Raw genomic sequence first — 25,327 nt, forward strand, 5'->3', positions numbered from 1 at the left:
CCTCGAGTCAACTCAAGTCGAGGATCCATCCGATTGGGGGAGCTGTTGCCACGTCCGCGAGAACGGCTCTCCAGTCGCTCGTGCTGCGGGGGACTGTGAATGCGTGGGCGTAAGACCAGTGGTGGTTGTGGTTTTGCACAACCAAAGTCCCGGAGTTCGCGATGAATGTGCTAGCACCCGGATGCCGGATATAGGCGAGCGCGCCGTGCTCGAGCCAGCCCAGGTCAGGTAGCTCGGTGTTGGGACGCAGGTTCGGCGCCTTATCCATGATGGGAGCGAGAACCGTCGTCACGCCCATTTGCTGGATGGCGACCGCGTGGGGCTGCGCCTGGATCAGGTCTTCACAAATGAGCACGACCACGCGCAGGTTCGCGCTCAGGTCCACGACGACCAGCGCACCTGGCGCGATATCGATCGCTTCCTGACGGTCGACAGTGGCAGGGCCGAGAGGAAACCCAACCGCGCGCTGCTCCTCAGCAGAAAATCGGTAGGCGTGAAGCTTGTTCTGTGTCCAGACGACATCGCCCTCACCATCGAGGACCGCAGCCTGATTTCGTGTCTTACCCCCAACATCCTCGAGGCTCGTTCCACAAAGAGTGATGAGGGGCGTCGCCTCGCCGCGCGAGGATCGTTCCCCTAGACGCGCTGCGACTGCAGAGCGAAGCCTTGGGCCGGAAACGAGCTCGGGCATCAATACCACCTGCGCGTCCTGCGACGCGATCTCATCTAGCGCCCGGTCAACACGGTTCTTGATCGCATCCGAGGTGGAAGGATCCTCGTCAACACGGTATCGGCTTGCGCCAATGGATTGCCACGCGAGTTCCCTGTGGTGATGAACCACCGGTACAACTCCGACACGTTTGAACTGTGTCTGGTCCGCGAGTGCATCTTGCAGGTGCACGGCCAAGCGAACGTCGAAGTCCGCGACGCGCCGGATGACCGCGACATGTTGCAACAACATCCCAGGGTCACCTTGGCCGCGCTCCGGAATTTTGGCGCGAGCCGGGCGGGGATATAGAGCGAATTGATCAATGACTGCAAGTGGTTTTCCCGTTCGGAGCTGTCCCCGGAGAAGAGCAGCTTTCATTGAGTCTGAGACTCCCACCACCCGGGCCGAGTGAAAGCCCCTGAGTGCGTCATCAATGGCACGAAGCCCGCGCACGACTTCTGCGGAGTTTTCTGCGGTTATTTGGCCCGAACCCCCGATCGCGCGCAGCGATGATTGGACACCTACTAGTGCGGCGACCCCTTCAACTGTACGCCCCTCTAGAAACGCATCGCGGAGGGCTTGGCGTGCGCGGCTTATGACCTTGTCGAGCGGGTAGCCCTCGATTTGTTCGTCACCCAACGGGATCCAACCCCAGCAAGCCTCGCGGTGCTCCGCGCAAAACTCGAAAAGTTCAAGCAGCGCAACGCCCACCTCGATTGGCGCTGTCAAGCGTTCAAGCAGCCGTTGTGCATCCTGCGAAACGGTCATCTTCTGACATCAAAACCGGGCGTGAGTGATGATAAAACTGCTCGCGACACGTTGACGAACGACGTCTTCATCAAGCCGAGATGGCTCATGGCATTCGGTCGACGCAGCCTAAAGCCACTGCGCTCAACATATGCGACTGGCGCCGAGCGGAATCTTATTACATCTCGTTGGGCGTTATGGCGATGCCCCCTATGCGTTTGTGCGGCTTCAGGGTGCTCACAGGAGGGGGGGGGGGCGGTCTCAGGACATAGCATGGAAGCGCGAGGTCGGCGGCTCCGGGGGCAAGCCACTCGTCGACGTATTCCGGACTTGGGGCTCACGATCGCTCGGTCGTGTCTGGCTGCAGCAACCCCGGGCTCGGCATTGCGTCCCTGCCGGGTCGTATCCGCTATTGGCCGAAAGCAGTCACACGCCGTCGGATGTCGCATGACCACCTTTCCGACTAACAAAGCATGGCTGCGAAGTCCTTTCTTCCCCACATTGACGGCGAACACAAAAAAGCTCGCCTCCACGAAAACCGATACCGCCAGCGACCTTGCATCTTTGCTCCGCTAACTTCATCACAGATAACCCCCAACGCACGTCAACCACCCATGTCCTACCCCATCCCCAAACCGCGTATTCCTGCTGCAGAACGCCCCGTTCACACGCTGCGGGCGACTAGGACGCGATAGCCTCGGTGCTACGTTCGTCAGAAATCAAAGGAGTGATTTATGTCTGAAAAACCGGATGTCTATGAGACGCTCGTTGCAGTTTTCCGGGACGAGTTGGCGATCGAGCCGGGGCGGGTGCACCCGAACGCTTTGTTGATCAGCGAGTTGGGGTTCGACTCCATCGCGTTCGCGATCGGACTGGTGTCGATCGAGGAGCGGTTGGGGGTGACGCTGCAGCAGGAGGAACTGATCCGCTGCAAGACCGTCGGCGATGTGACCCGGCTGATCGAACAGACGCGCCATCGCACTGTCGCTTGCGACGCCGGGATTCCCGACGAATCCGCAATCCCCGCCTAAAGCCCCCGGTCGCCGCGACGGTACGCTCCGTCGCCGGCGCGCGATACCGGAAGATCAAGGATCGATCGCATCATGAGCAGGTTTACCCAGCAGGTATTCGTCTCTGCGCCCGCGTCCGGCCAAGGCCTGGTGACGGGCGAACCGCAGCAACCGGTGCGGCGCAGCTGGCAGCAGATTCATGAGATCGCCCGCCGAATGGCCGGCTCGCTGGCGTCGGCCGGGGTGAAGCCCGGCGACACGGTCGGCGTACTGGTCGGCGAGCCGGCCAGCATCGCCCCGGTGATCCAGGCCATCTGGATGCGCGGCGCGTCGGTGACGATGCTGCATCAGCCCGGCCCGCGCTCGGACCTCGCGGCCTGGGCGGAAGACAGCTTCGCGGTGCTCGAAATGATCGGCGCCCGGGTGGTGGTGGTCGGCGACGCGTTCGCGCGCACCACGCCGCTGTTCGGCGCGCAGGGCACCACGGTGCTGGCCGCGGAGACGCTGGCCGAAGGCGCGGCGCTGGCGCCGGTCGATTGCGGCGAGGACGATATCGCCTTCCTGCAGCTCACCTCGGGCTCGACCGGGCTGCCGAAGGCGGTGGCGATCTCGCACCGCAACCTGTACGAGAACGCGGCGGCGATGGTGAGCGCGTCGCGGCTCGACCCGCGCAGCGACGTGCTGGTGAGCTGGCTGCCGCTGTACCACGACATGGGCATGATCGGCTTCATGGTGCTGCCGATGCAGGTCGGCGCGGAAGCGGTTTGCGCGGCGCCCGCGGATTTCCTGCGCTCGCCGCGGCTGTGGCCGGCGCTGATCTCCAAGTACCGCGGCACCATGACCGCGGGGCCGAACTTCGCCTATGCCCTGCTCGCCCGCTACCTGCGCGCGGCGCCCGACGGCGCGTTCGACCTGTCTTCGCTGCGCTTCGTGCTCAGCGGCGCCGAACCCATCGACCACGCCACCGTCGCCGCGGTGATCGAAGCCGGCGCCCGCTTCGGGCTGGACGGCAAGGCCTTCGTCGCCGCGTACGGGATGGCCGAGGCCACCCTGGCGATCTCGTTCTCCGAGACCGGCGCCGGCATGCAGTTCGATGCGGTCGATCAGGCGGCGATCGAACTCAAGTCGTATGCGGCGCCGCGCAGCGATGCCGGCGCGCGCCATCTGGCCCGGCTGGGCAAGCCCCTGCCCGGGATCGAGATCATGGTCGGCGAGATCATGGTCGGCGACGGGGCGGACGCCGGCACTCAGGCGCGGGTGGTCGGCGAGCTCAAGATCCGCGGCGATGCCGTCTCGCGCTACTACCTCACCCAGAACGGCAAGCAGTCGCTGCTCGGCGACGGCGGCTGGTTCAGCACCGGCGACATGGGTTACGTCACCGAAACCGGCGAGGTGGTCGTCTGCGGCCGCCTGAAGGACATGATCATCGTCGCCGGGCGCAACATCTTCCCCACCGATATCGAGCGCGCGGCCTGCCGCGTCGACGGCGTGCGTCCGGGCAACGCCATCGCCGTGGCCCTGGCCGCGGCGGGCATACGCGAGGAATTCGCGGTGGTGGTCGAAGCGGCGGACAGCGCCGACCTGGAATCCAGCGCCCGGATCAAGAACGAAGTGTCGGACGCGGTCTATGCGGCGTTCGGGGTCAGCCCGCGGCTGGTCTCGGTGGTCCCGCCGCGCACGCTGCCGAAGACGCCGTCGGGCAAGCCGCGGCGCTCCGCCACCATCAGCATCGTCGAGACCGAGCTGGCCATGTCGCATGGCATGAGCCGTCAACGACAACAGGAACAGGTCGGCCAATGAGTCTGCAGATCGAAACCGCGATGTCCGATACCGCCTCGTTCAAGCAGCATCTGGACCAGATCCTGGCGCTGGAGTCGACCCGCCGGATCGTCGACGAGGCCGAAGCCGCCGGGTTGTTCCCACGCAGCATCGTCGAATTGCTGGGCCGCGAAGGCATCTTCGCCGCCAAGTGGCAGGACCGCCCGGTGCCGGCGCTGGAGCACACCCTGGCCCTGTCCGAGCGCTTCGGCCGGCTCGGCGCCGGCGGCATCGCCTCCGGCGTGACCCTGCACGACTCGGCGATCGCGATGCTGCGCCGCTTCGGCCGTTCCGAACGCCTGCGCGAGGTCGCCGACCAGGCGATCGCCGGCCGGGCCGTGCTGTGCATTTCCGCGACCGAAGCCGGCGCGGGCTCGGACATGCTCGGGCTGGCCTCGACCGCGGTGCGCGAGAACGGCGGCTACCGCCTGCGCGGGCACAAGAAGATGGCCTCGCCTTCGCCGGTGGCCGACTACATCGTGCTGGCGCTGCGCGGCACCGACGAAAGCCATGCCGGCCGCGACGACTTGGCGCTGTTCCTGGTGCCGACCTCGCAGTTGCGGGTCGGCAAGCAGTTCGAGACGGTCGGCGCGCGCAGCATCAGCACCGCGCCGGTGTTTTTCGACACCTGGGTGCCGGCGGAGATGATGATCGCCCGCCCCGGCACCGGCCTGGCCGTGCTCAGCATGGCCCTGGCCCAGGAACGCTTCGCCATGGCGGCGCAGATCGTCGGCGCCTGCCAGCTGGCGCTGGGCGTCACCGTGGCGCGGATGAAGCGGCGCAAGTCCTTCGGCGCCACCCTGTTCGACCATCAGGCGCTGCGGCTGCGGGTCGCCGACCTGCAGGCGCGGGTCGACATGATGCGGCTGGCCTTGAACGGGCTGATCGCGGAGGGCGCCGGGTTCAACGTGCGCTCGGCTTCGGCGGCCAAGGTCAGCGTGGTGCGCCTCGGCGGCGAGGTGATGTCCGAGTGCATGCACATCTTCGGCAGCGCCGGCGTGCTGGAGTCGGAGTCGCCGCTGGGCCGCTGGTGGCGCGACGTGAAGATGGCGCGCATCGGCGGCGGCACCGACGAGATGCTGTGGGAGATCGTCGCCGCCGGGCTGGAACCGGACTACGCCAACTACGACCGGCTGGTCGACGAGTGGCAGCCGGAGCAGGCCTTCGAGCCGCAGACCGTCGAAGCGCAGGCGGCCGAACCGCAGGCCGCTGAACTAAAGGCTAGCTGAGCGGCGCCTCAGCGCCGGGCGCGGCGCGCGACGGCCGCGCCGACGCGTTGCGCGTCGCGGCCGACGAAACCGAGCAGCGCCGAACCGCGGTTGCGCATCCGGTACAGGCCGACGAAGTGCAGGCCGGACGCGCCGATGCCGGCGTCGTGCTGGGGCTGCCCGTCCGTGCCGCGCAGTTCCGGGCTCAGCCAGGACCAGTCGTTGCGGTAGCCGGTCGCCCACAGCACGGTCGACGCTTCGATCCGCTTGCCGTCGGCGGTGACCAGCTGCGCGCCGTCGGCGTCGACCGCGCGTTCGACGAAGCTCATGCTGCGAGCCAGTTCGCCGATCTTGGCGCCGACCACCGGATCGGGCATGGCCAGTCGGCGCGCCAGCGGCGTGTTGGTCGGCAGGCGCAGGATGCCGCACTTGGACAGCCACCAGAACGCATCGCGGCCCAATATCCGCTGCGGCAACCGGGGTTGCTTGCGGCCTTTGCAGACCACCACCTCACGGCTGTGCGACAGCTCGGTCGCGATCTGCAGGCCCGAGTTCGCCGAGCCGACCACCGCGACCTTGCCGGCGGGGATCTGCTCGGGATTGCGGTAAGCATGCGAATGCAGCTGGACGACCGACGGCGCCAGCCGCTTGGAAAACTCGGGAACGACCGGGGTCTGGAATGCCCCGACCGCGGCGACGACCTGGCGCGCGGCGATGCGTGCGGTCGGCGTGGTCACCATGAAACCGCCATCGGACCGGCCGACCGAAGTCACCCGCTGGCCCAGATGCACCGGCAGCTCGAACTTCGCCGCGTAGCTGCGGAAGTAATGCGGCACTTCGTCCTTGGCCGGGTATCGGTCCGGGTCGCCGGGGAACGGCAGGCCGGGCAGACCGCAGTACCGCGCGGAGGTGAACAGCCGCAGCGAATCCCAGCGATGGGTCCAGGAAACGCCGAGTTCGTTCGCGGCGTCGAGGATGACGAAGTTCACGCCCGCTTGCTTCAGCGTCTGGCCGACGGCGAGGCCGGCCTGGCCCGCGCCGATCACCACGACGTCGACGTCGCTGGGCAGGCCGCCGTTGCCGGCCGATGCGCCGGTGCCGGACATGCTCACTCCACCGCCCCGGCGCGGACCGGCGCCGGCGCGAGCGGTACATAAGCGGATGCGCCAAGGCGCGGGGGCGAGCCGCAAGGGCGTGCGTGGGTCATCGGCTGAGCTCCTGGACTGCGGACACGACGTCGGCGAGGTGCTGCGAACTGAACAGACTGTGGTGCGTGCCGGCGACCACGCGGGTGGCCACCGTGCCGCGGGTGCGCGGAGACCAGCCCCAATCGCCCATGGCCTGGTGCGGATGTTCCGCGTATTCGCTGACCCGCCCGTCGCGGGCCCGGATCAGGGCGACGTCCGCGGCCACGACCGGCGGCTGGTAGCTGCGGCAGGCGTTCACGATCTGGGCGAACACCGGATAGACATGATGCAGTTCCGTGTCGAGCAGGTCGGCGCCGGCGGTGTCCTCGCGGAACCAGTCCTGCAGGGTGCCGTCGTCGACCGGGCCGGGCGGCGGGTCGGTCGGCGCCGGAGCGTCGAGCACGATCAACTGCGCGACCTTTTCCCCGGCCGCTTCGAGTTGCGCGGTCATCTCCAGCGCGATCACTGCGCCGGACGACCAGCCCAGGATCGTGTACGGGCCGGGCGCTGCGTCGCGCACCGCGGCCACATAGCCCTGCGCCAACGCTTCCACGGTGCCGGGCAGCGGCTCGCTGGCCGCGAGCCCGAAACTGGCGCGATCGAGGTCGCGCGCCAGGTCGCGATAGGCCGCGACCGATCCGCCGGCCGGGTGGACCATGAACATCGCCGGCCCGGTGCCGGGGTGCAGCGGCACCAGGGCGTTGGAACGCCGCTGCCCGGTCATCAGGCTGGCCAGGCGCGCGACGGTGCGCGACTCGATCAGCCCGCCGAGGGACAGCGTGAGCTTGGTCCGCGAACGCAGCGCGGCGACCGCGCGCAGCGCGGCGAACGATTGCCCGCCGAGGTTGAAGAAGTCGTCGTCGACGCCGATGGTTTCGACGCCCAGCACGTCCTTCCACACGGCGACGATGGTCTGCTCCAGCTCGGTGCGCGGCGCGACGTAGGCGGCGCCGGCGACGACGACCGGCTCGGCGAGCGCAAGCAGCGCGCCGCGGTCGAGCTTGCCGTTGGCGGTGACCGGCAGGCTCGCGAGCACCGTGACCTGCGCCGGGACCAGGTAACTCGGCAGCCGGTCGACCAGGCTGGCGCGGATCGACTCGCCGTCGCCGGGGCCCGCCCCCTCGTGGAGCACGACGAACGCGCGCAGTTGCTTCTGCTTGGCCTCGCCGGCGACCAGGACGACGGCGTCCTTGACCCGCGGATCGGCGGCCAGCACGTGTTCGACTTCGCCGGGCTCGACCCGATGCCCCTGGATCTTGCATTGCGCGTCGATGCGCCCGATCAGCTCGATAGTGCCGTCGGGCAGCAGGCGGCCGAGATCGCCGGTGCGATAGATGCGCTCGCCGGTGGCGGGGTGCGTCGTGAACGCCCTCGCGGTCTTGTCGGGGTCGCCCCAATAGCCTTGGGCCAGGCCGACGCCGCCGATGTGCAGCTGTCCCGTCGTCCAGGTCGGCGTCTCGTTGCCCTGCTCGTCGAGGACGTACCAGGGCTGGTTCGCCATCGGCCGCCCGTAGGGAATGCTGCGCCACTTCGGATCGACCGCATCGATGGGGTGCCAGATCGACCAGATCGACGCTTCGGTCGCGCCGCCCAGGCTGACCACCTTCGCGTTCGGCGCGATCGCCTTGATGTCGTCGGGCAGGGACAGCGCGATCCAGTCGCCGGACAGCATCACCAGGCGCAGCTCGGGCAGTTGCACGCCCTCGGCGCGGGCGACGTCGACCAGCAACTGCATCAACGGCGGCGCCGAGTTCCACACCGTGACCCCGCGTTCGAGCATCGCCGCCAGCCAGGCGTGCGGGCTGTGGTCGGCCGGATCGGGCAGCACCAGCGTCGCGCCGGCCATCGCCGCACCGAAGATGTCGTAGACCGACAGGTCGAACGACAGCGACGACACTCCGAACAGCACGTCCTCGGCGACGATGCCGAACTCGGCGTTGACGTCGAGAATGGTGTTGATCGGCCCGCGATGGTCGAGCGCGACGCCCTTGGGCTGGCCGGTCGAGCCCGAGGTGTAGATGACGTAGGCCAGGCCGGACGGATCGAGCTCGGTGGGCAGCACCGTGCCGGCGCAGGCGGCGCCGGCCGCCGCATCGCCGCGGACCGCGACGACGGGCACGCCCTCGCGCTCGCCGCCGTCGCTGCCGTCGACGCAGACGATCGCCGCCGCGCCGATGTCGGTCACCAGTTGCTCGATCCGCTTCTGCGGCCAGGCCGGATCGATCGGCACGTACGCGGCGCCGGCGAGCAGCGCCGCATACACCGCGATCATCTGCGGGACGCCCTTGGCCAGCACGATGGCGACGCGGTCGCCGGGGCGAACGCCCCGAGCGCACAGAACCTTCGCCAAGGATTCGGCGGCCGCGGCCAGTTCGCCGTAGCTCAGCGCGTCGTCGCCGCAGACCACCGCCGGACGCTCGGGCGCCAGGCAGGCGCTTACCTTCAGCCCGTCCGACAGGCGGCCCGCGTGCTGCGGCCGGGTGGGACAGGCTTGCGCCGGCGGCGCCGGACGGTCGGCCGCCACCAAGCTGGTGGTCGAGGTCCAGGCCTGCGGGTCGTCGGCCAGGCGGCGTATCAGCGCTTCGTGCGCGCTGCAGAACGCATCGATGAACCCGGCGGGGAACGCCGCTTCCACGACGTCCCAGACGATTTCGATGCGGCCGCCGCGCAGCGCGAAGAACTGGTGATCCAGCAACACCTGCGGCGTGGCCAGCTTGCTGTAGACGAACGCCTCCTGCTCGCCGCCGGCCAAGCCGGACGACACCACGAACGGACACGCGGCCCGGCCTTGTGAATGGTGGCGGGAATTCAAGGCGCCGAGCACATCGACGCCCGACCAATCGGTGCGCCCGAGATCGCCGATGATCGTCGCCTGCAGACGGCCGGCCCGTTCCTGCAGGGAGGCGGTGCCGCGCCAATCGAATTCGAGCGGATAGATCGCGCCGAGATTGCCCAGCACCGACTCGGCGCCCGGAATCCGCCTGAGCAGGCGGCGCGTGATCATCTGGTTGAGAATGAAATGGCGCGAGCCGCTGAAACGGGCGACGACTTCGCCGTACACCGCCAGCAAGGCCGTCACCGGGCTCATGCCGTGCGCGGCGACGCCGGCGGTGAAGGCGCTCCACGTCGCCGCGTCGACCACCAGGCGGCGCCGGTTCAAGCCGGGGTTTCCGTGCAGGCGCAGCAGCGGCAGGTCGGGCGGAGCGGGCAGCGCGGCGATGCGCTCGTCCCAGTAGGCGCGCGCCCGGTCGGCGGCGTCGTGGCGCTGCGCCAACGCCAGCGAAACCTCCGCGATGCCGACCGGGTCGGCGGGCAATTCGGTATCCGGATTCGCGTAGTACCGCTCGATCTCGGACAGCAGGCGCAAGCCCGAGGACTGATCGAGAAACAGGTTGCTGAAGTTGACGTGCAGCCGCACGTCGCCGTCGCCGTAGCGGGTCAGCTGGAAATCGAGCCAGGGCCAACGGTCCATCGGCAATGGCTGATTCGCCATCCGGTGTCGGATCTGGGCCAGTCCCAGCGTCGTCGCCAGTTCGGACGATCCGCGCAGGTCCCAGACGGATACGCGAGGCGGCGCCACCTCGTCGACCTGGCGCAGCCGCAGATCCGCGGTCACGGCGACGATGTTGCGCCGGTGGCGTTCGATCACGCGGCCGATCGCGGCAACGAAGCGGTCGATGTCCAGGCCGGGACGCTCCACCTCGAAATAGAGGTGCGGATGCAGCGCATATTCCATGCCGTCGGCGGCGCTGACGACCAGCAGGCGTTGCATGTCGGTCAGCGGGAAGTCGGCGCGGCCGGGACTGGCGTCCGGTACGGCCATGGTCCCGTCGTTCGAGGGCGCGCTCACGAGCATTTCTCCTTTGCTCTACACCGGTTCGTCCTGCGGCCGGACACTACATCCCACCCCTGAAGAGCGTCAACGGCCGTCTGCGGATTTCGGAAACCCTTTCACTGTTCCCGACAAAAATATGGGTTAGTCGTGTTGTCTCGCCTTGCGCGTTCGGCGATGCGCACCGACCGCCCTGGAGCAGACGGGCAAACCGTCCGCGACCGGCCAGCGATGCATCGAATGCGGCAGGCCGGCGACGACGATCCGCGTTCATCTATGGCGCTCGATGCGGCGTCGATCCGGCAGCCTGCATACCGAAAAAAGCAGGGGCGTATGTCGTCCGAACGGCGCGATCCGGCGCGCGCGATCGCCGGCTTTAGCCTGTCGCGCTTTCGATCGGTTCGGATCGATCGAACTGGCGGGTCGGCGTCGCCTTGCCGCACAATTCCAAACCGTTTCACCCGCTCGACTGCGCGTCGTCGCCGAGGAAAAATTCGGCGGCGGCGGCGAACACGCGCTGCGGATCTTCCAACTGCGGAAAATGGCCGACATCGTCCAGCACGACGATATCCGCGCGCGGAACGAGTTGCCGATAGCGTTCGGCCATATGCAGTCCGCTGACCGGATCCAGCGCGCCGCAGATCAAGCGCACAGGCACCTCGGCCGTTTGCAGCGCACCGACCCAGCGCGCGCGTTCGCGCCGGCGCTCGGCCATGTAGCCGAGCAGCGAAGGCACCGCCCGCAGGCCTCGTTCGTGCTGCAGCAAGGCCCAGTACTCGTCGATCTGCGCCTCGCCCAGCGGCCGCGCCGGCGAAAACAAGGCATTGAGACTGCGCCCGAAGCCGCGCCGGCTCATCAGCCCGACCAAGCCAGGGCCGAGCGGCGAAGCGAGCAGGCGCTGGATGAGCCGTGCGCGATGGGTTTCCGGGAACAAGCCGCCGTTGAGCAGGCACAGGCGAAGCAAGCGCAGCGCGGCGCGCTCGGGATGCGGGTTGTTTCGCGCGAGCAGTTCCTGCGCGACGGTATCGCCATAATCGTGGGCGAGTACGCAAGCGGCATTCCAGCCGTAATGCCGCGCGACCGCTTCGGCCAGATCCGCCTGCTCATGCACGCGGTAGCGGTGGCCGCGGGGTTTGTCGGACAAGCCCAGGCCCAGCAGATCGAAGGCCAGCACCTCGAAACGCGCGGTCAGCATCGGCCAGATCGGCGCCCAATCCAGGCTGCTGGTCGGGAAACCGTGGATCAGCAGCAGCCGCGGCCCCGCGCCGCCGCGACGGCAGTAGATGCGCCGGCCGCCGACGGCGATGAACTCGCCGGCCTCCCGCCAGGCCCGCAACGCGGCAAAACGATCGATCGCGCTCATGGCTGGCGGCCAGTGGAAAAGCGACATTCCGCCGATGCCGTTTTCCGGCCCGGGCCGCCGTGCGGCCGACCGCGGCGCATCGGATCGCTCCGCCCTACTCTTCGCTCTGCAGGCCGTCCGCTTCGAAACCAAGCCGATGCCGAAGCTGTTCGCATAGCCGATGCCCCGATTCCTTGTGATGACGCGATCTTGCGCCGCGCTCGCCGGCGCAAGGGTTCAAAGGCTCAACGGAATCTCCAGATAGCTTTCCCCGTACCAGCGCACCCGCATCGGCTCGCCGGCATCGGCCATGCTCTCCCCCGCCACCGCCTTGCCGCTGCCATAGTTGATCTGCTGCTGCGGATTGCGCAGCAGGCTCACCACCGCCACCAGCCGGCTGCCGGGTTGCAGGCGCTTGCTGATCGCGCGGCCGGCTTCGAATTCCAGCACGGTGCGCTGGCCGGGTTGCAGCAGTCGCCGGCGGCTGAGGTCGCCGACGTAGCTGGCGCGGGACTGATAGTGCGAGAGTTCGAAATAGCGCTGATCGGGCAGTTGCTCGTAGAGGGAGATGTTGAAGTCGAAGTCGCGCTTGTTGGTTTCGACTTCCAGTCGGCCGGAGAACAGGCCGCTGAATTCGGCGATGCTGACGGGGTCGCTGACGAAGACCAGGCTGTCGGCGGTGTCGAGTTCGCGGTCGAGGATCGCACCGCCGGGAACGATGCGGTCGACGTCGCTGCGATCGCGCAGGTCGATGGTCTGTTCGGCGAAGCTCTCGGCCGCGGCCGGCTCGGCGGCGAAGGCGTGGCGGCCGTCGCCGGCGGCGGCGCCGAAATAGAAACGCTGGCGCCGTTGCGCCATCGCCGCCAGCGAAGGAGCGTGCTTCCACCGGTCGGCGCCCATCACCTGGTAGTTGATGCGGTCGGCCAGCAAGGCCGGTTTGGGCGCGTCCTTGAACACGTAGTCGAACCATTGGTAGCGCAGTTCGCCCAGGTCGATCTGCGCTTGCGCATCCAGGGTGTAGCCGCGCAGTTCGGCGCCGGTGGCGACGGTGCCGCGCTGGCCGCTGACGTGGTTGTAGGGGCCGATCACCAGGTAGTGCTCGGCCTGCGGGCGGTAGCGGTAGTGCTGGCGCAGGTAGTACAGGGCGCCGATCTGGGCGCCGTCGTAGTAGCCGGTGGTGGTCAGCACCTTCAGGTCCAGCGCGGCGAATTCGTCGCGATACGGGATCATCGATTGCCAGTAGGCGTCGTAGTCCGGGTGCGACAGCCAGCGCAGGTAGATCGGATTGGGAGTACGGTCGATCTGCGGCAGTTCGCGGTAGGGGCGGCCGCTGAGGTACCACTGGCGGTGCATGCGGTTCCAGCGCGGATAGTCCTGCAGCGGGGCGTTGTCCACCTGGCGGTTGTTGGTGACGTAGAACGGCCAGTAGTACTGGAAGCCGTAGAAGATGCCGCCTTCCATCGGCACGTCGATGCCGGGCGCGCCGGTCACCGAAGGCATCAGCGCCTTCAGCGCCTTGGGCCGGCGCTTGGCCGCGGCCCATTGGGTGAAGCCCTCGTAGCTGCCGCCGTACATGCCGACCCGGCCGTCGCTCCAGGGCTGCGCGGCGATCCAGTCGATCAGCGCCGCGGCGTCGTCGCCGTCGTGTTCGTAGGGCACCGGGCGGTCGCGGCTGCAGCCTTTGCCGCGGCTGGTGCCGACCACGCCGGCGTAGCCGTGCGAGGCGGTGCGCCGCGCTTCGCTGAAGGTGGCGACCGGGTCGGCGTAGATGGTGAAGTTGAGCAGGGTCGGCTGGCGCGCGGGCGCGTTGCGCTGGCGCAGGATCAGCGCGCAGACGGTGGCGCCGTCGGGCGTGGCCACCGCGACGTCGCGTTGGATCGCGTAACGGCGCGCGTCGTCCTTCGCGATCAGCTCGGGCAGGCGCGGCGCCAGGGCGGCGTAGCTGCGTTCGATCTGGTAGCTGCGGACCAGCGCCAGCGCGGCGTTGCGGTCCAGCCGGGGCCGCTTGCGCAGCGGCGCCAGCGCCTCGGCCAGCGCACGCCGCTGCCGCGGCAGCTCGGTGCCCTCGAAGTTGAGCACGCGCATGGCCAAAGCGGCGCTGCGGTCGTCCATGTTCGCGACGGTTTCGGCGAACGCGCGCCGCAGGGCCTGGTCGAAGCGCAGCCCCTGCCCCGCCTGCAGCGCCTTGGCGCGGGCGTACAGCCGGTACTGGGCGAAGTTGGGCCGCACCGGCACCGGGCCCTGGCTGGCGGTGGCGGCGAGCGCGTCCAGGCTGCGCTCGGCGGCGGCGTAGTCGCCGGCTACCAGTTGCAGGCGGAAGCGCTGGTTGAGGTCGCGACTGCGGTCCGGGTCGCGGTAATGGGCGAGCAGCCGCCGGGCCAGGGCCGGCATGGCGGCGTCCAGGCGCTGCGCGTCGTCGGCGACGGCAGCGGGCATGGCATAGGACGGAACGGATGCGGCCGCGCGGGCGCCGCACAGGCCGACGGCGATCAGGGCCGACATCAGAATCGGTCGCAACATTCGCCCTCCAAGGCGTGCGTGGTGTTCCTGGCTGGATGCGGACAGCGCAGGGATGGTCGCATAAATGACCGGCGCGGCGGTGGACGCTTACTACCGGTCGTGGCCTCCCGTGGGAACGGCGCTCCTACAAGGGCGGCGGACTGCGGCCGGAGGTCGCGCGGCGGGAATATGGCCAATGCCGCGCCCGACGACCGACAATGGCGGTTTCCGACAACGGATGCTGCGCATGCGTGCTGCCGCCCTACTGCTCCTGCTGGCCTCGTTCGGTGTCGATGCCATCGTCATTCGCGACGACGTTCCCGATTCGCGCTATCGGCTGGCGGCCGCCGAGTTCCCGGCGCTGGCGGACATGCCGGGCGAGGGCCATGGGGTGCTGATCGCGCCGCGCTGGGTAGTCACCGCCGCCCATGCCGTGGGTTGGCAGCACGCCGTGGATTCGGTGGTCGTCGGCGGCACGCCCCGTGCGGTGCGCCGCATCGTGGTTCATCCGGGCTACAAGCAACCGCCGCAGGCGATGATCGACGCGGCGCTGAAATCGGGCGATTGGGAGGCCTTCTTCGCCTTCGCCGCCGCGTCCGACGATATCGCCTTGATCGAACTGGCCGAGCCGGTCGCCGATGTCGCGCCGGCGCGCATCTACGCCGGCCCTGCCTTGGGCAAGCTAGTCCGGATCATCGGACGCGGCGCCACAGGGACGGGCACGAAGGGGCATTCCCTGCGTGGGCCGAACCGGACCGAGCTGCGCCAGGGCCACAACCGGATCGACAGCGAGGACGCCCGCTGGATCGGCTATCGCTTCGACGCTCCGCCGAAGGCGCTGCCGCTGGAGGCGTCGATCGGTAGCGGGGACAGCGGCGGACCGATCCTGGTCGCCGTCGGCAAACAGTGGCGGGTCGCCGGCCTGACGGCGTGGAAGCGCGGCCAGGTCGAGGGCACCGAACTGCGCCCGGGCCGGTACGGCGAGACCTGTTACGGCGTGCGGCTGGGGAACTACGCAGGTTGGATCGAAGAGACCATGGCCGCTGGCGGGGATTCCGGGAAAACCGCTGGGCGTTGAAGCGGCCGCACGAACTGGAGTTCAGGCCGATCGCTCCGTGGTAGGAGCGGCGCGAGCCGCGACTGCGAAATCTGGCGTGCGACGCAAGCTGGATGCCCCGCGGTCGCGGCTTACGCCGCTCCTACAGGGGGGGCCAGGTGGCTGCGCGTTTTTGCACCGCTGCCTGTAGGAGCGGCGCGAGCCGCGACCGCGAAATCTGGCGTGCGACGCAAGCTGGGTACCCCGCGGTCGCGGCTTATGACCGAAGGAAATCCCCGTGGGACGCCGCTCCTACAGGGGGGCCAGGTAGTCGCGCGTTATGGATCGCTGCGTGTAGGAGCGGCGTGAGCCGCGACCGCGAAACCTGGCGTACGGCGCAAGCTGGGTACCCCGCGGTCGCGGCTTGTGACCGAAGGAAATCCCCGTGGGACGCCGCTCCTACAGGAGCCCCGGTCAACGGGTCTGCGACTCGGGGTGGCGGACCTGCCCTGCCCCGCGCACGACGAAGCGTTCGATGGTCAGCGATTCGACGCCCATCGGGCCGTAGGCGTGCAGGCGGGTGGTCGAGATGCCGATCTCGGCGCCGAGGCCGAGTTGGCCGCCGTCGTTGAAGCGCGAGGAGGCGTTGACCATCACCGCGGAGCTGCGGGTGCGGCGGACGAAGGCGTCGGCGGCGGCAGGGTCGGCGGTGGCGATCACCTCGGTGTGGTCGGAACCGTACCGGGCGATGTGCGCCAGGGCCTGGTCGAGGTCGTCGACGACGCGGGCGGCGATGATCAGGTCCAGGTACTCGGCGGCGTAATCGGCTTCGTCCGCGGCGGCCAGCTCCGGCGCATAGGCGCGCACGCGCTCGCAGCCGCGCACCTGCACGCCGCGCGCGGCCAGCGCGGCCAGCGCCGGCGGCAGGAAGGCGTCGGCGATGTCGCGGTGCACCAGCAAGGTCTCCAGGGCGTTGCACACGCCCGGGCGCGAGGCCTTGCCGTCGACCAGCAGGTCCAGCGCCAGTGCGGGATCGGCGGCGCGGTCGACATAGAGGTGGCAGACGCCCTTGTAGTGCTTGATCACCGGCACCCGCGCGTGTTCGGCGACGAAACGGATCAGGCTTTCGCCGCCGCGCGGGATCGCCAGGTCGACCAGGTCGGACAGTTGCAGCAGTTCCAGCACATGCTCGCGCGCGGTGTCCTCGATCAAGGACACCGCCGCCTCGGGCAGGCCGCGTTCGCGCAGCGCCGCGTGCAAGGCGGCGGCTATGGCGGCGTTGCTGGCGCGCGCTTCCGAGCCGCCGCGCAGCAGCACCGCGTTGCCGGCCTTCAGACACAGCGCCGCGGCGTCGGCGGTTACGTTGGGTCGGGATTCGTAGATCATCGCGATCAGGCCCAGCGGCACGCGCTTGCGCTCGATCACCAGCCCGTTCGGACGGGTTTCGCTGCGGGTGACGCCGTCGAGCGGATCGGCTTGCGCGGCCACTTCGCGCAGCGCGTCGGCGATGGCGCCCAGGCGCTGCGGGTCCAGGCGCAGGCGGTCGAGCATCGCCGCGCTGAGGCCCGCGGCTTCGCCGCGGCCGACGTCCTCGGCGTTGGCGGCCAGGATGGCGGCGCTCTGCGTGTCCAATCGCCCCGCCATCGCCGCGATCAGCGCCGCGCGTTCGGCGCCGTCGAGCGCGGCCAGGGTCAGCGAGGCCGCGCGGGCGCGCTCGGCCAGGGTGCGTACGTAACCGCTCATGCCTTGCTCCCCTCGTTCGCGGCGGCCGCATCGTTGGGGTCGGCCGCGATCGCGGCGACCTCCGCCGGCGTGCGTCCGCCCAGCATCACCAGATCGTCGCGGTGCACCACCGACTCGCCGTAGCGGAAGCCGAGCACCGCCTCGATGTCGCGGCTGTGGCGGCCCTTGATCCGCTCCAGCTCGACCGAGTTGTACTGCACCAGCCCGCGCCCGACCGCCTCGCCGTCCGCGGCCACGCGCAGCTCGACCACGTCGCCGCGGCGGAACTCGCCTTCGACCGCGACCACCCCGCCCGGCAGCAGCGAGGCGCCGCGCACGCGCAAGGCATTCGCCGCGCCGGCGTCGATGTGCAGGCGGCCGCTGGCCGGGGCGTGGCGCAGCCATTGCTTGCGCGCGCGCAGGCGGTCGCTGTGCGCGGCGACCAGGGTGCCGTGCAGGCGGTCCTGGGCCAGCGCCTGCACCACCTCGGCGTCGCGGCCGCAGAACAGCGCGGTGGCGATGCCGGCGGTGGCGGCCTTGGCCGCGGCTTCGAGCTTGGTGCGCATGCCGCCGGTGCCGAGCGCGCCGGCGCCGCCGCTGGCGGCGACCAGCAGTTCCGGGGTTACCGCCGCCACGTGGCCGATCGGCCGCGCGCTCGGATCGCGCTGCGGGTGGCCGCTGTACAGGCCGCCGATGTCGGTGGCGATCAGCAGCAGGTCGGCGTCGACCAGCGAGGCCACCGCCGCGGCCAGGTTGTCGTTGTCGCCGAGCTTGAGCTCGTCGACCGCGACCGTGTCGTTCTCGTTGATCACCGGCAACGCGCCCAAGCGCAGCAGCTCGCGCAGAGAAGCGCGCGCGTTGAGATAGCGGCGCCGGTTGCGCAGGTCGTCGTGGGTCAGCAGCACCTGCGCCACCGGCACGCTCGACAGCTGCTGCCAGAACGCGATCAGCGAGGCCTGGCCCAACGAGGCCAGCGCCTGGCGCAGCACCAGTCCGTCGCCGCCGGTGTGGATCCGGCTGCGCCCGGCCGCGACCGCGCCGGACGACACCAGCACCACTTCGCGCTGCTGCTCGCGCGCGCTTTCGATAAAGCGCGCCAGGCCGGCGGCGTAGCGCGGGTCGAGCCCGCCGCCCTCGAAGCCGGCGAGCAGGCTGCTGCCGACCTTGAGCACGGCGCGGCGCCAGGGCGGCAAAGGCTGCGCAGCGAAATCCTTTGCCGCGGCGCTCATGCCAGTACCTTCAGGCGCGCGCGCAAGGCGTCCAGGCGCAGGTCGCCCGCCGCGCCCGGCGAGACCCGCGCGGCCAGGCTGGCCTCCGGGTCGCCTTCGGCCCAGCGCGCCGGGTCGGCGGCCTGCTTGTAGGCGTCGCGGAACGGCAGGCCCTGGCGGGCCAGGTCGACCGCGAGGTCGGTGGCGTACATCGACGGCTCCAGCGCCGCGCGCAGGCGCTCGGGCTTCCATTCCAGGTTGCGCAGCAGGTCGGGCAGCAGTTCCAGCGCGCCCAGGCCACGGCCGAAGGCGTGGAAGATCGCGCCCTTGGAGAATTGCAGGTCGCGGTGGTAGCCCGAAGGCAGCGACAGCAGATGCTCGATCTCGGCGCGCGCGGCGGCGGCCGCGGAATAGCTGGCGCGCATCAGCTCGATCACGTCGGGGTTGCGCTTGTTCGGCATGATCGAACTGCCGGTGGTGTACTCGGCCGGCAGGGCGACGAAGCCGAACTCGGCGCTGGTGAACAGGCTCAGGTCCCAGGCCAGGCGGCGCAGGTCGAGCAGCGCGGTCGACAGCGCGTCGATCGCGCCGAGTTCGAACTTGCCGCGCGAGAGCTGGGCGTAGGTGGCGATCAGCTGCAGGCGGCCGAAACCCAGCGCCTGGGTGGTGTGTTCGCGCGCCAGCGGCAGGTTGATGCCGTAGCCGGCGGCGCTGCCGAGCGGATTGGCGTCGACCCAGTCCAGGGTCTGGCGCGCGCGCACGGCGTTGTCGATGAAGCCTTCGGCCCAGGCGCCCCACCACATGCCGGCGCTGGACACCATCGCCCGCTGCAGGTGGGTGTAACCCGGCAGCGGCAAGCCGGCTTCGGCTCCGGCGCGCGCCAGGGCGACTTCGGCGGTTTCGCGGCACAGCGCGTAGACGCGGCTCAGCCGGTCCTTCAGCCACAGCCGGGTCGCGACCAGGATCTGGTCGTTGCGGCTGCGGCCGGTGTGGATCTTGCGGCCGGCGTCGCCGAGGCGCTCGATCAGCCGGCCTTCGATCGCCGAGTGGCCGTCTTCGTAGCGCTGGTCGAGGACGAAGCGGCCGGCGCGGAAGTCCTCGGCCAGCGCCTCCAGCTCGCGCGACAGGCCGTCGAGTTCCTCGGCGCTGAGGATGCCGATCTGCTGCAGGCCCTGCGCGTGCGCGCGGCTGGCCTGGATGTCGAACAGGAAGAATTCGCGGTCGAGGATCACGTCTTCGCCGGCGAGAAAGTTCTGGATCCGCGCGTCGACCTTGACGCCGGGTTTTTGCCAAAGCAGATCGGACATGGGGAGGGGCTCGCTGAAATCTGGAAATTCGGGAGGAACCGGTGACGAGGAACGAGCAGAAGCGACGCACGACTCGTTCCTGTTTCCTCTTCACTCGTTGCTTCGCTCGGACAAGCGCGCCACCGCATCGGCCGGCGCCAGTTCGATCCGCTCGCCGGTCGCGCGGCGTTTGAGTTCGACGATGCCGCGCTCCAGTCCGCGCCGGCCGACCACAATCTGCCAGGGCAGGCCGAGCAGGTCCATGTGTGCGAACTTCACGCCGGCGCGTTCTGGCGTGTCGTCGTGCAGCACGTCCAGGCCGCGCGCCTGCAGTTGCGCGTACAGGTCGTCGCAGGTCGCCGACACCGCCGCATCGGCCGGGTCGAGATCGATCAGGCCGACCCGGAACGGCGCCACCGGCTCGGGCCAGACGATGCCGGCTTCGTCATGGCCGGCCTCGACGATCGCGCCGACCAGGCGCGATACGCCGATGCCGTAGGAGCCGCCGTGGATGGCGCGCTCGGCGCCGTCGGTGCCGGTCACCGCGGCCTTCATCGGTTGCGAGTACTTGGTGCCGAAGTAGAACACCTGGCCGACTTCGATCCCGCGCGCGTGTACCCTCCGCTCCGCCGGCACTTCGCGCTCGAAGCGCTCGATGTCGTGCACGTCTTCGGTCGCGGCGTAGAGCGAGCTCCACTGGCGCACGATCGGCTCCAGGTCGCCGTCGTAATCGATGTCGTCGCCCGGGATCGGCAATTCGAGCATGCCGCGGTCGCAATACACCGCCGACTCGCCCGACGGCGCCAGGACCAGGAACTCGTGCGACAGGTCGCCGCCGATCGGCCCGGTCTCGGCGCGCATCGGGATCGCGCGGATGCCGAGCCTGGCGAAGATGCGCAGGTAGGCGACGAACATGCGCCGGTAGCTGCGCCGCGCCCCGGCCTCGTCGAGGTCGAAGGAGTACGCGTCCTTCATCAGGAACTCGCGCCCGCGCAGCACGCCGAAGCGCGGCCTTTGCTCGTCGCGGAACTTCCACTGCACCTGGTACAGGTTCATCGGCAGCGCGCGGTAGGACTTCACATGGGCGCGGAAGATCGCGGTGACCATGTCCTCGTTGGTCGGCCCGTACAGCAGCTCGCGCTCGTGGCGGTCGCGGATGCGCAGCATCTCCGGGCCGTAGGCCTCGTAGCGCCCGCTCTCGCGCCACAGGTCGGCCAGCTGCAGGGTCGGCATCAGCAGCTCCAGCGCGCCGGCGCGATCGAGTTCGTCGCGGACGACGGCCTCGATCTTGCGCAGCACGCGCAGGCCCGCCGGCAGCCAGGTGTAGATGCCGGCCGCTTCCTGCCGGATCAGCCCGGCGCGCAGCATCAGCCGGTGCGAGGCGATCTGCGCCTCGGCGGGGTTTTCCTTCAACGCGGGCAAGAAATAACGCGACAGACGCATGGCGGCTTCACTCCGAACGCGGCAACCAATCCAACCAACGAATCCCTCCTATCGGATTCCCCCCTTTGGAAAAGGGGGGCCAGGGGGGATTTGCTTCGGCCGTTGCTTTTGTCCTTCGCTTCGATCCAGAAGCAACAGCAACAGCAAATCCCCCCCTGCCCCCTTTTCCAAAGGGGGAACAGCATTGGGGTTACGGTTGCGGTCGCGGGTGCGCGTCGATGCCGGTCAGTTCGTCCAGGCCGAAGGCCAGGTTGAGGTTCTGCAAGGCTTGCGTCGCCGCGCCCTTGAGCAGATTGTCCAGGGTCGACACCACCACCACCCGGCGGCCGTCCTCGGACATCGAAAAACCGCCGATCTCGACATGGTGGCGGCCGGCGATGCGGCTGACCCAGGGCGCCTCGTCCAGCACCCGCACCATCGGTTCGCCGTCGTAATGGCGGTGATAGTGCTCGACCAGTTCCTCGCGCTCGAAGCGGCGCGACAGGTGCAGGTTCGAGGTCACGGTCAGGCCGCGGAAATGCGCCGCCACGTGCGGCATGAACTCGACCGGATGGCCCAGGTGCCGGGTGACCTCGCGCTCGTGCAGATGCCCGGTCAGCGCGTACGGCATCAGGTTGTCGCGCAGCTTGTCGGGGTCGTTCTTGTCCGAGGGCGTGGTGCCGGCGCCGGAGTAGCCGGACACGCCGAAGCACTGTACCGCGCCTTCCAGCACGTTCAGCAGCGGCGCGATCGCCAGTTGCATCGCGCTGGCGTAGCAGCCCGGATTGCTGATCCGGCGCTGGCCGTGGTACTGGCTGCGGGTCAGCTCGGGCAGGCCGTAGTACCAGTGATCGTCGAAGCGGTAATCGGCCGACAGGTCGACGATCACCGGCTCGGCGCCGGCGGCGTCGAACGCGGCCACGCAGGCGGCGGCCTTGCCGTTGGGCAAGGCCAGCACCACCGCGTCGGCGCCCAGCGCCGCCAGCTCGTCGTGGCTCGGCGAGCTGTAGCGCAGCTGCGGGCCCTTGGCCGCGTATTCGGGAATGTGGTCGGCCAGGCGCTGGCCGTCGAGTTCGCGCGAGGACACGAAGGCCAGCTCGAACTCGGGATGGCCGGCGATCAGCCGGATCAGGTCGGCGCCGACGTGGCCGCGCGCGCCGACGATGCCCAGGGTCTTAGTCATGGCTTGCCGCTCCGCTTGCGTGTCGGTCCAACTTGTACTGCAGATTGCGCTTCACCGCCGGCCACTCCGTGTCGATGATCGAGAAGGCGACCGTGTCGCGGGGGCTGCCGTCGGCGTGCCGGCGGTGGTTGCGCAGCACGCCGTCCTGCTTGGCGCCCAGGCGCGCGATCGCGGTGCGCGAGGCCTGATTGAACCAGCTCGTCTCGAAACCTACCGCGATGCAACCCAGGGTTTCGAAGGCATAGCCGAGCAACAGCCGCTTGGCCTGGGTGTTCAGGCCGGTGCGCTGCACCCGCGGCGCGTAGAAGGTATAGCCGATCTGCAGCCGCGGCACCGTCGCGTCCATGTCGTAATAGCGGGTGCTGCCGACCACCTCGCCGCGCGCGTCCAGCACCGCGAACGGCCAGGCCTGGCCGCGGTCGCGCATCGCCAGGGCCGCGTCGATGTAGCCGTCCACGCCTGCCGGCGCCGGCACGTTGGTGTACCAGGCCTGGGCCAGCTCGCCGCCGGCCAGGGCCGCGCGCAGGCCGTCGCCGTGCTCGCGGCGCAGCGGTTCCAGGGCGACGTGCTCGCCGCTCAGCCGCGGCTGCCGCGTCCAGGCCCCGCCCGCGGCGGTGTCCTGCGCGTCCATCAGTCCTCCAGGGTCGGCGTGCGCCGGCCGGCGTAGTCGACGCAGGCGGCGATTTCGTCGAAGCCGTCCATGCCGTACCAAAACACCTTCCACTTCTCCTGCTTCAGGCAGCCGTCGGACTCGGAGTAATAGAACGGGTTGACCGGGTTGCCGTGGCGCGAACGCCAGAACACGCTCGGGTTCTGCTCGCGCATGATCTGCCATACCGCTCGGCCGAGGCCCTCGCCTTGGGCGTCGTCGAGCACCGCGAACTTGTCCAGGTAGGTGCGGCCGTCGGCCTCGATCAGCACGATCGCGGCGCGGTAGTTCTCGCTGACGTAGGCCCGTTTGAGCTTGGTGTCGTCGAAATAGCCGTCGACCAGCTTGCGGCCGAAAGCCGAGTCGATCAGACCGCGCAGGCGGACCAGATCGAGGTCTTGCCAACGCGAGGCCTGCAGCACGCGCTCGCCGCGCCGGACCAGGGTGCCCGAGCCCTTGTGGGTGAACAGTTCCTTGGCCAGCTCGGAGGGCTTGGTGATCGACACCGACGAGGTCAGCGGCAGCTTGTCCAGCAGGTCCTTGATCTGCTCGATCTTGACCTTCATGCCGCCGTTGATCCACGGCTGCTCGATCAGGTGCTCGTACTCGGTCGACAGGTTGATCGAATCGATCACCTTGCCGTGGTCGTCGAGCAGACCGCCGGTGCCGGTCAGGAACACGATCTTGTACGGCTGCAGCACCTGCACCAGCTCGTTGGCGGCGAAGTCGGCGTTGACGTTGAGGATCTGCCCGCCGGCGGTCTCGCCGAGGCTGGCGATGACCGGGATCGAGCCGGCCTGCAGGCTGGCCTCGATCGGCGCCAGGTTGACCTTCCTGACCTCGCCGACCAGGCCGTAGGTGTCGCGGTCCAGGTACTCGGCCTCGAACACGCCGGAGATGATCGAGGTGGCGCGGCCGTCGCCGGCCTGCAGCGCCTCGACCAGCTTCAGGTTTTGCGACTGGAACACCCGGCGCACGATCGCCAGCGCCTCGGGCGAGGTCACCCGCAGGCCATTGACGGTCTGCTTGACGATGCCGGCGGCGGACAGCTCTTCGTCGAGCTGCGGGCCGGCGCCGTGGATGACGATCGGGGTCAGGCCGACGTCCTGCAGGAAGGCCAGCGACGAGGTCAGCGCGGCCAAGTCGTCGCGCAGCACCGCGCCGCCGACCTTGACCACCGCGAAGCGCTTGGAGTCGAGCTGGGAAAAGCGCTTGAGGTACTGCGAGATCTCCTTGGCGCTGGCCATGCTCGACAGCAGCCGCACGATGGTCTGGCGGGTCTGCAGGTGGTTGTCCATGGAAACGCTCATTGCGCCTTGCTCCCGATGATGCGCGCCACGCTCTGGGCGTAGCCTTGCAGTTGTTCCAGCGCGACCCATTCGTCGGCGGTGTGGGCCTGGGCGATGTGGCCCGGGCCGTAGACGATCGCGGTCAGGCCGGCGGCCGAGAACAGCGAGGCTTCGGTCCAGAAATCGACCGCGTTGCCGATCGGCAGCTCCAGCGCGTCGGCCAGGTCGCGCGCTTCCAGCCGGCGATGCTCGGCGTCGGCGACGCCGCCGGCCGGCAACGGCGGGCCGCGGAAGGTTTCCTCGTAGCGCTCGATCGCGCCGGCGTCGACCAGGGTGCCGAAGGTTTCGTGCAGGCCGTCGATCGGCTGCGAAGGCAGCGGCCGAAAACCGAACCGCAGTTCGGCGCTGGGCGCGATCATGTTGGCCTTGATCCCGCCCTCGACCCGGCCGATGTTGAAGCGCAGCCCGGTCAGGCCGCCGAAGCGCTGGTGCGCTTGCGCCTCGACGTAGTCCAGCGCCTTGCCGCCCCAGCGGATCGCCTGGTGCAGGGCGCTGGCCTGCATCGCGTTGGCGCCGGAGGCGTGCCCGGCGACGCCGCGGAACTTCAGCAGCACCGAGCTGATGCCGCGATGCGCGAGCACCGCTTCGTTCATGGTCGGCTCGGCCACCAGCACTTCGGTGAAGCCGTGCGCGGTGCCGAGGAAACCGGCGATGCAGCGCGCGTCGTTGGCTTCCTCGTCGGTCGAGAACAGGAACGCGGCGTCGCCGTCGGTCGCCGCCGCCGCGGCCAGCAGGCCGGCCGCCGCGCCCTTGATGTCGCAGGCGCCCAGGCCGATCGCGCGGTCCTCGGTCACCCGCAGCACATGCGGATCCGCGCTCCAGGCTTCCGAAGACGGCACCGTATCGAGGTGGACGTTGAACAGCCGGCGTGGATTGCCGCGCACGGCCAGCATCGACACCGCGCCGGCGCCGTGGTCGGCGACTTCGATCCGGAACCCCGGCAGCTGGCTGCGCAGGTAGTCGAAAATCCCGTCGGTGCCGATATCCCGCGGCGGATTGCGGGTGTCGTAGGAGACCAGGGCGTGTAAGTGTTTTAAGACGTCGGGGAGCATGGCGGGGTTCGGGTCTTTCGCTTGGATGGCGGAAGAAGAGTGAGCTGAGAGAAGTGAGGAGTGAGAAA

Annotated in this window: 18 protein-coding genes; 5 read left to right on the forward strand and 13 right to left on the reverse strand. The window is 69.3% G+C overall.

Annotated elements, in window-relative coordinates; translation table 11 throughout:
- Positions 1 to 7: 7 nt before the first annotated feature.
- Positions 8 to 1,477: a hypothetical protein gene (locus AC3A57_RS07350; protein ID WP_487578291.1), complete on the reverse strand. Its 1,470-nt coding sequence runs from the start codon at positions 1,475 to 1,477 to the stop codon at positions 8 to 10.
- Positions 1,478 to 2,190: 713 nt separating this feature from the next.
- On the opposite strand from AC3A57_RS07350, the gene AC3A57_RS07355 reads away from it, so the two are divergent.
- From AC3A57_RS07355 to AC3A57_RS07365, 3 genes are all read left to right on the forward strand, one after another.
- Entirely contained in the window at positions 2,191 to 2,487 is a 297-nt protein-coding gene (locus tag AC3A57_RS07355; RefSeq protein ID WP_487578292.1) for an acyl carrier protein, read from the forward strand.
- 72 nt (positions 2,488 to 2,559) lie between these two features.
- Positions 2,560 to 4,266: a fatty acyl-AMP ligase gene (locus AC3A57_RS07360; RefSeq protein WP_487578293.1), complete on the forward strand. Its 1,707-nt coding sequence runs from the start codon at positions 2,560 to 2,562 to the stop codon at positions 4,264 to 4,266.
- Positions 4,263 to 5,513, forward strand: a complete 1,251-nt coding sequence (locus AC3A57_RS07365; protein ID WP_487578294.1) for an acyl-CoA dehydrogenase family protein — start codon at positions 4,263 to 4,265, stop codon at positions 5,511 to 5,513. The genes AC3A57_RS07360 and AC3A57_RS07365 overlap by 4 nt, the downstream gene beginning before the upstream one ends.
- 8 nt (positions 5,514 to 5,521) lie before the next feature.
- On the opposite strand, the gene AC3A57_RS07370 is transcribed toward AC3A57_RS07365, so the two are convergent.
- The 3 genes from AC3A57_RS07370 to AC3A57_RS07380 all read right to left on the reverse strand — a co-directional run bounded on the left by AC3A57_RS07370 (position 5,522) and on the right by AC3A57_RS07380 (position 11,874).
- Entirely contained in the window at positions 5,522 to 6,598 is a 1,077-nt protein-coding gene (locus AC3A57_RS07370; RefSeq protein WP_487578295.1) for a flavin-containing monooxygenase, read from the reverse strand.
- A 97-nt stretch (positions 6,599 to 6,695) separates the two neighbouring features.
- Positions 6,696 to 10,529: an amino acid adenylation domain-containing protein gene (locus tag AC3A57_RS07375; protein ID WP_487578296.1), complete on the reverse strand. Its 3,834-nt coding sequence runs from the start codon at positions 10,527 to 10,529 to the stop codon at positions 6,696 to 6,698.
- A 439-nt stretch (positions 10,530 to 10,968) separates the two neighbouring features.
- The gene (locus tag AC3A57_RS07380) at positions 10,969 to 11,874 is read right to left on the reverse strand and encodes an alpha/beta fold hydrolase (RefSeq protein WP_487578297.1); all 906 of its coding nucleotides are present in this window, start codon (positions 11,872 to 11,874) and stop codon (positions 10,969 to 10,971) included.
- Here AC3A57_RS07380 and AC3A57_RS07385 point away from each other — a divergent pair.
- Positions 11,873 to 12,031: a hypothetical protein gene (locus AC3A57_RS07385; RefSeq protein WP_487578298.1), complete on the forward strand. Its 159-nt coding sequence runs from the start codon at positions 11,873 to 11,875 to the stop codon at positions 12,029 to 12,031. The genes AC3A57_RS07380 and AC3A57_RS07385 overlap by 2 nt on opposite strands.
- Before the next feature lie 59 nt (positions 12,032 to 12,090).
- Here AC3A57_RS07385 and AC3A57_RS07390 read toward each other — a convergent pair whose 3' ends face one another.
- The gene (locus tag AC3A57_RS07390; protein WP_487578299.1) at positions 12,091 to 14,373 is read right to left on the reverse strand and encodes a CocE/NonD family hydrolase; all 2,283 of its coding nucleotides are present in this window, start codon (positions 14,371 to 14,373) and stop codon (positions 12,091 to 12,093) included.
- 226 nt (positions 14,374 to 14,599) lie between these two features.
- Here AC3A57_RS07390 and AC3A57_RS07395 point away from each other — a divergent pair, with 226 nt between their 5' ends.
- The gene (locus AC3A57_RS07395) at positions 14,600 to 15,430 is read left to right on the forward strand and encodes a S1 family peptidase (RefSeq protein ID WP_487578300.1); all 831 of its coding nucleotides are present in this window, start codon (positions 14,600 to 14,602) and stop codon (positions 15,428 to 15,430) included.
- Positions 15,431 to 15,862: 432 nt separating this feature from the next.
- On the opposite strand, the gene AC3A57_RS07400 is transcribed toward AC3A57_RS07395, so the two are convergent.
- The 8 genes from AC3A57_RS07400 to AC3A57_RS07435 form a co-directional block, all read right to left on the reverse strand.
- The gene (locus AC3A57_RS07400; protein WP_487578301.1) at positions 15,863 to 17,131 is read right to left on the reverse strand and encodes a glutamate-5-semialdehyde dehydrogenase; all 1,269 of its coding nucleotides are present in this window, start codon (positions 17,129 to 17,131) and stop codon (positions 15,863 to 15,865) included.
- Positions 17,128 to 18,339, reverse strand: a complete 1,212-nt coding sequence (proB, locus tag AC3A57_RS07405; protein WP_487578302.1) for a glutamate 5-kinase — start codon at positions 18,337 to 18,339, stop codon at positions 17,128 to 17,130. Before proB ends, AC3A57_RS07400 begins: the two co-directional genes overlap by 4 nt.
- The gene (gene argH, locus AC3A57_RS07410; protein ID WP_487578303.1) at positions 18,336 to 19,625 is read right to left on the reverse strand and encodes an argininosuccinate lyase; all 1,290 of its coding nucleotides are present in this window, start codon (positions 19,623 to 19,625) and stop codon (positions 18,336 to 18,338) included. Before argH ends, proB begins: the two co-directional genes overlap by 4 nt.
- 90 nt (positions 19,626 to 19,715) lie before the next feature.
- Positions 19,716 to 21,047, reverse strand: coding sequence for a proline--tRNA ligase (gene proS / locus AC3A57_RS07415; protein WP_487578304.1), 1,332 nt, complete (start codon positions 21,045 to 21,047; stop codon positions 19,716 to 19,718).
- 190 nt (positions 21,048 to 21,237) lie between these two features.
- Entirely contained in the window at positions 21,238 to 22,209 is a 972-nt protein-coding gene (argC, locus tag AC3A57_RS07420; RefSeq protein WP_487578305.1) for an N-acetyl-gamma-glutamyl-phosphate reductase, read from the reverse strand.
- Positions 22,202 to 22,840 carry a GNAT family N-acetyltransferase gene (locus AC3A57_RS07425; RefSeq protein WP_487578306.1) on the reverse strand — a complete coding sequence of 213 codons (639 nt, stop codon included), beginning with the start codon at positions 22,838 to 22,840 and terminating at the stop codon, positions 22,202 to 22,204. Before AC3A57_RS07425 ends, argC begins: the two co-directional genes overlap by 8 nt.
- The gene (locus AC3A57_RS07430; RefSeq protein ID WP_487578307.1) at positions 22,840 to 24,168 is read right to left on the reverse strand and encodes an acetylglutamate kinase; all 1,329 of its coding nucleotides are present in this window, start codon (positions 24,166 to 24,168) and stop codon (positions 22,840 to 22,842) included. The genes AC3A57_RS07425 and AC3A57_RS07430 overlap by 1 nt, the downstream gene beginning before the upstream one ends.
- Positions 24,165 to 25,259, reverse strand: coding sequence for an acetylornithine deacetylase (locus tag AC3A57_RS07435; protein WP_487578308.1), 1,095 nt, complete (start codon positions 25,257 to 25,259; stop codon positions 24,165 to 24,167). The genes AC3A57_RS07430 and AC3A57_RS07435 overlap by 4 nt, the downstream gene beginning before the upstream one ends.
- Between the last annotated feature and the right edge of the window lie 68 nt (positions 25,260 to 25,327).

It is taken from the genome of Lysobacter sp. Soil_C_15, assembly GCF_057657315.1.

Bases quoted from the DNA above. Each gene is read 5' to 3' on its own strand.
- AC3A57_RS07350 (WP_487578291.1), bottom strand. From the start codon at position 1,477: ATGACCGTTTCGCAGGATGCACAACGGCTGCTTGAACGCTTGACAGCG.
- AC3A57_RS07355 (WP_487578292.1), top strand. From the start codon at position 2,191: ATGTCTGAAAAACCGGATGTCTATGAGACGCTCGTTGCAGTTTTCCGG.
- AC3A57_RS07360 (WP_487578293.1), top strand. From the start codon at position 2,560: ATGAGCAGGTTTACCCAGCAGGTATTCGTCTCTGCGCCCGCGTCCGGC.
- AC3A57_RS07365 (WP_487578294.1), top strand. From the start codon at position 4,263: ATGAGTCTGCAGATCGAAACCGCGATGTCCGATACCGCCTCGTTCAAG.
- AC3A57_RS07370 (WP_487578295.1), bottom strand. From the start codon at position 6,598: ATGTCCGGCACCGGCGCATCGGCCGGCAACGGCGGCCTGCCCAGCGAC.
- AC3A57_RS07385 (WP_487578298.1), top strand. From the start codon at position 11,873: ATGGCTGGCGGCCAGTGGAAAAGCGACATTCCGCCGATGCCGTTTTCC.
- AC3A57_RS07380 (WP_487578297.1), bottom strand. From the start codon at position 11,874: ATGAGCGCGATCGATCGTTTTGCCGCGTTGCGGGCCTGGCGGGAGGCC.
- AC3A57_RS07390 (WP_487578299.1), bottom strand. From the start codon at position 14,373: ATGTTGCGACCGATTCTGATGTCGGCCCTGATCGCCGTCGGCCTGTGC.
- AC3A57_RS07395 (WP_487578300.1), top strand. From the start codon at position 14,600: ATGCGTGCTGCCGCCCTACTGCTCCTGCTGGCCTCGTTCGGTGTCGAT.
- AC3A57_RS07400 (WP_487578301.1), bottom strand. From the start codon at position 17,131: ATGAGCGGTTACGTACGCACCCTGGCCGAGCGCGCCCGCGCGGCCTCG.
- proB (WP_487578302.1), bottom strand. From the start codon at position 18,339: ATGAGCGCCGCGGCAAAGGATTTCGCTGCGCAGCCTTTGCCGCCCTGG.
- argH (WP_487578303.1), bottom strand. From the start codon at position 19,625: ATGTCCGATCTGCTTTGGCAAAAACCCGGCGTCAAGGTCGACGCGCGG.
- proS (WP_487578304.1), bottom strand. From the start codon at position 21,047: ATGCGTCTGTCGCGTTATTTCTTGCCCGCGTTGAAGGAAAACCCCGCC.
- argC (WP_487578305.1), bottom strand. From the start codon at position 22,209: ATGACTAAGACCCTGGGCATCGTCGGCGCGCGCGGCCACGTCGGCGCC.
- AC3A57_RS07425 (WP_487578306.1), bottom strand. From the start codon at position 22,840: ATGGACGCGCAGGACACCGCCGCGGGCGGGGCCTGGACGCGGCAGCCG.
- AC3A57_RS07430 (WP_487578307.1), bottom strand. From the start codon at position 24,168: ATGAGCGTTTCCATGGACAACCACCTGCAGACCCGCCAGACCATCGTG.
- AC3A57_RS07435 (WP_487578308.1), bottom strand. From the start codon at position 25,259: ATGCTCCCCGACGTCTTAAAACACTTACACGCCCTGGTCTCCTACGAC.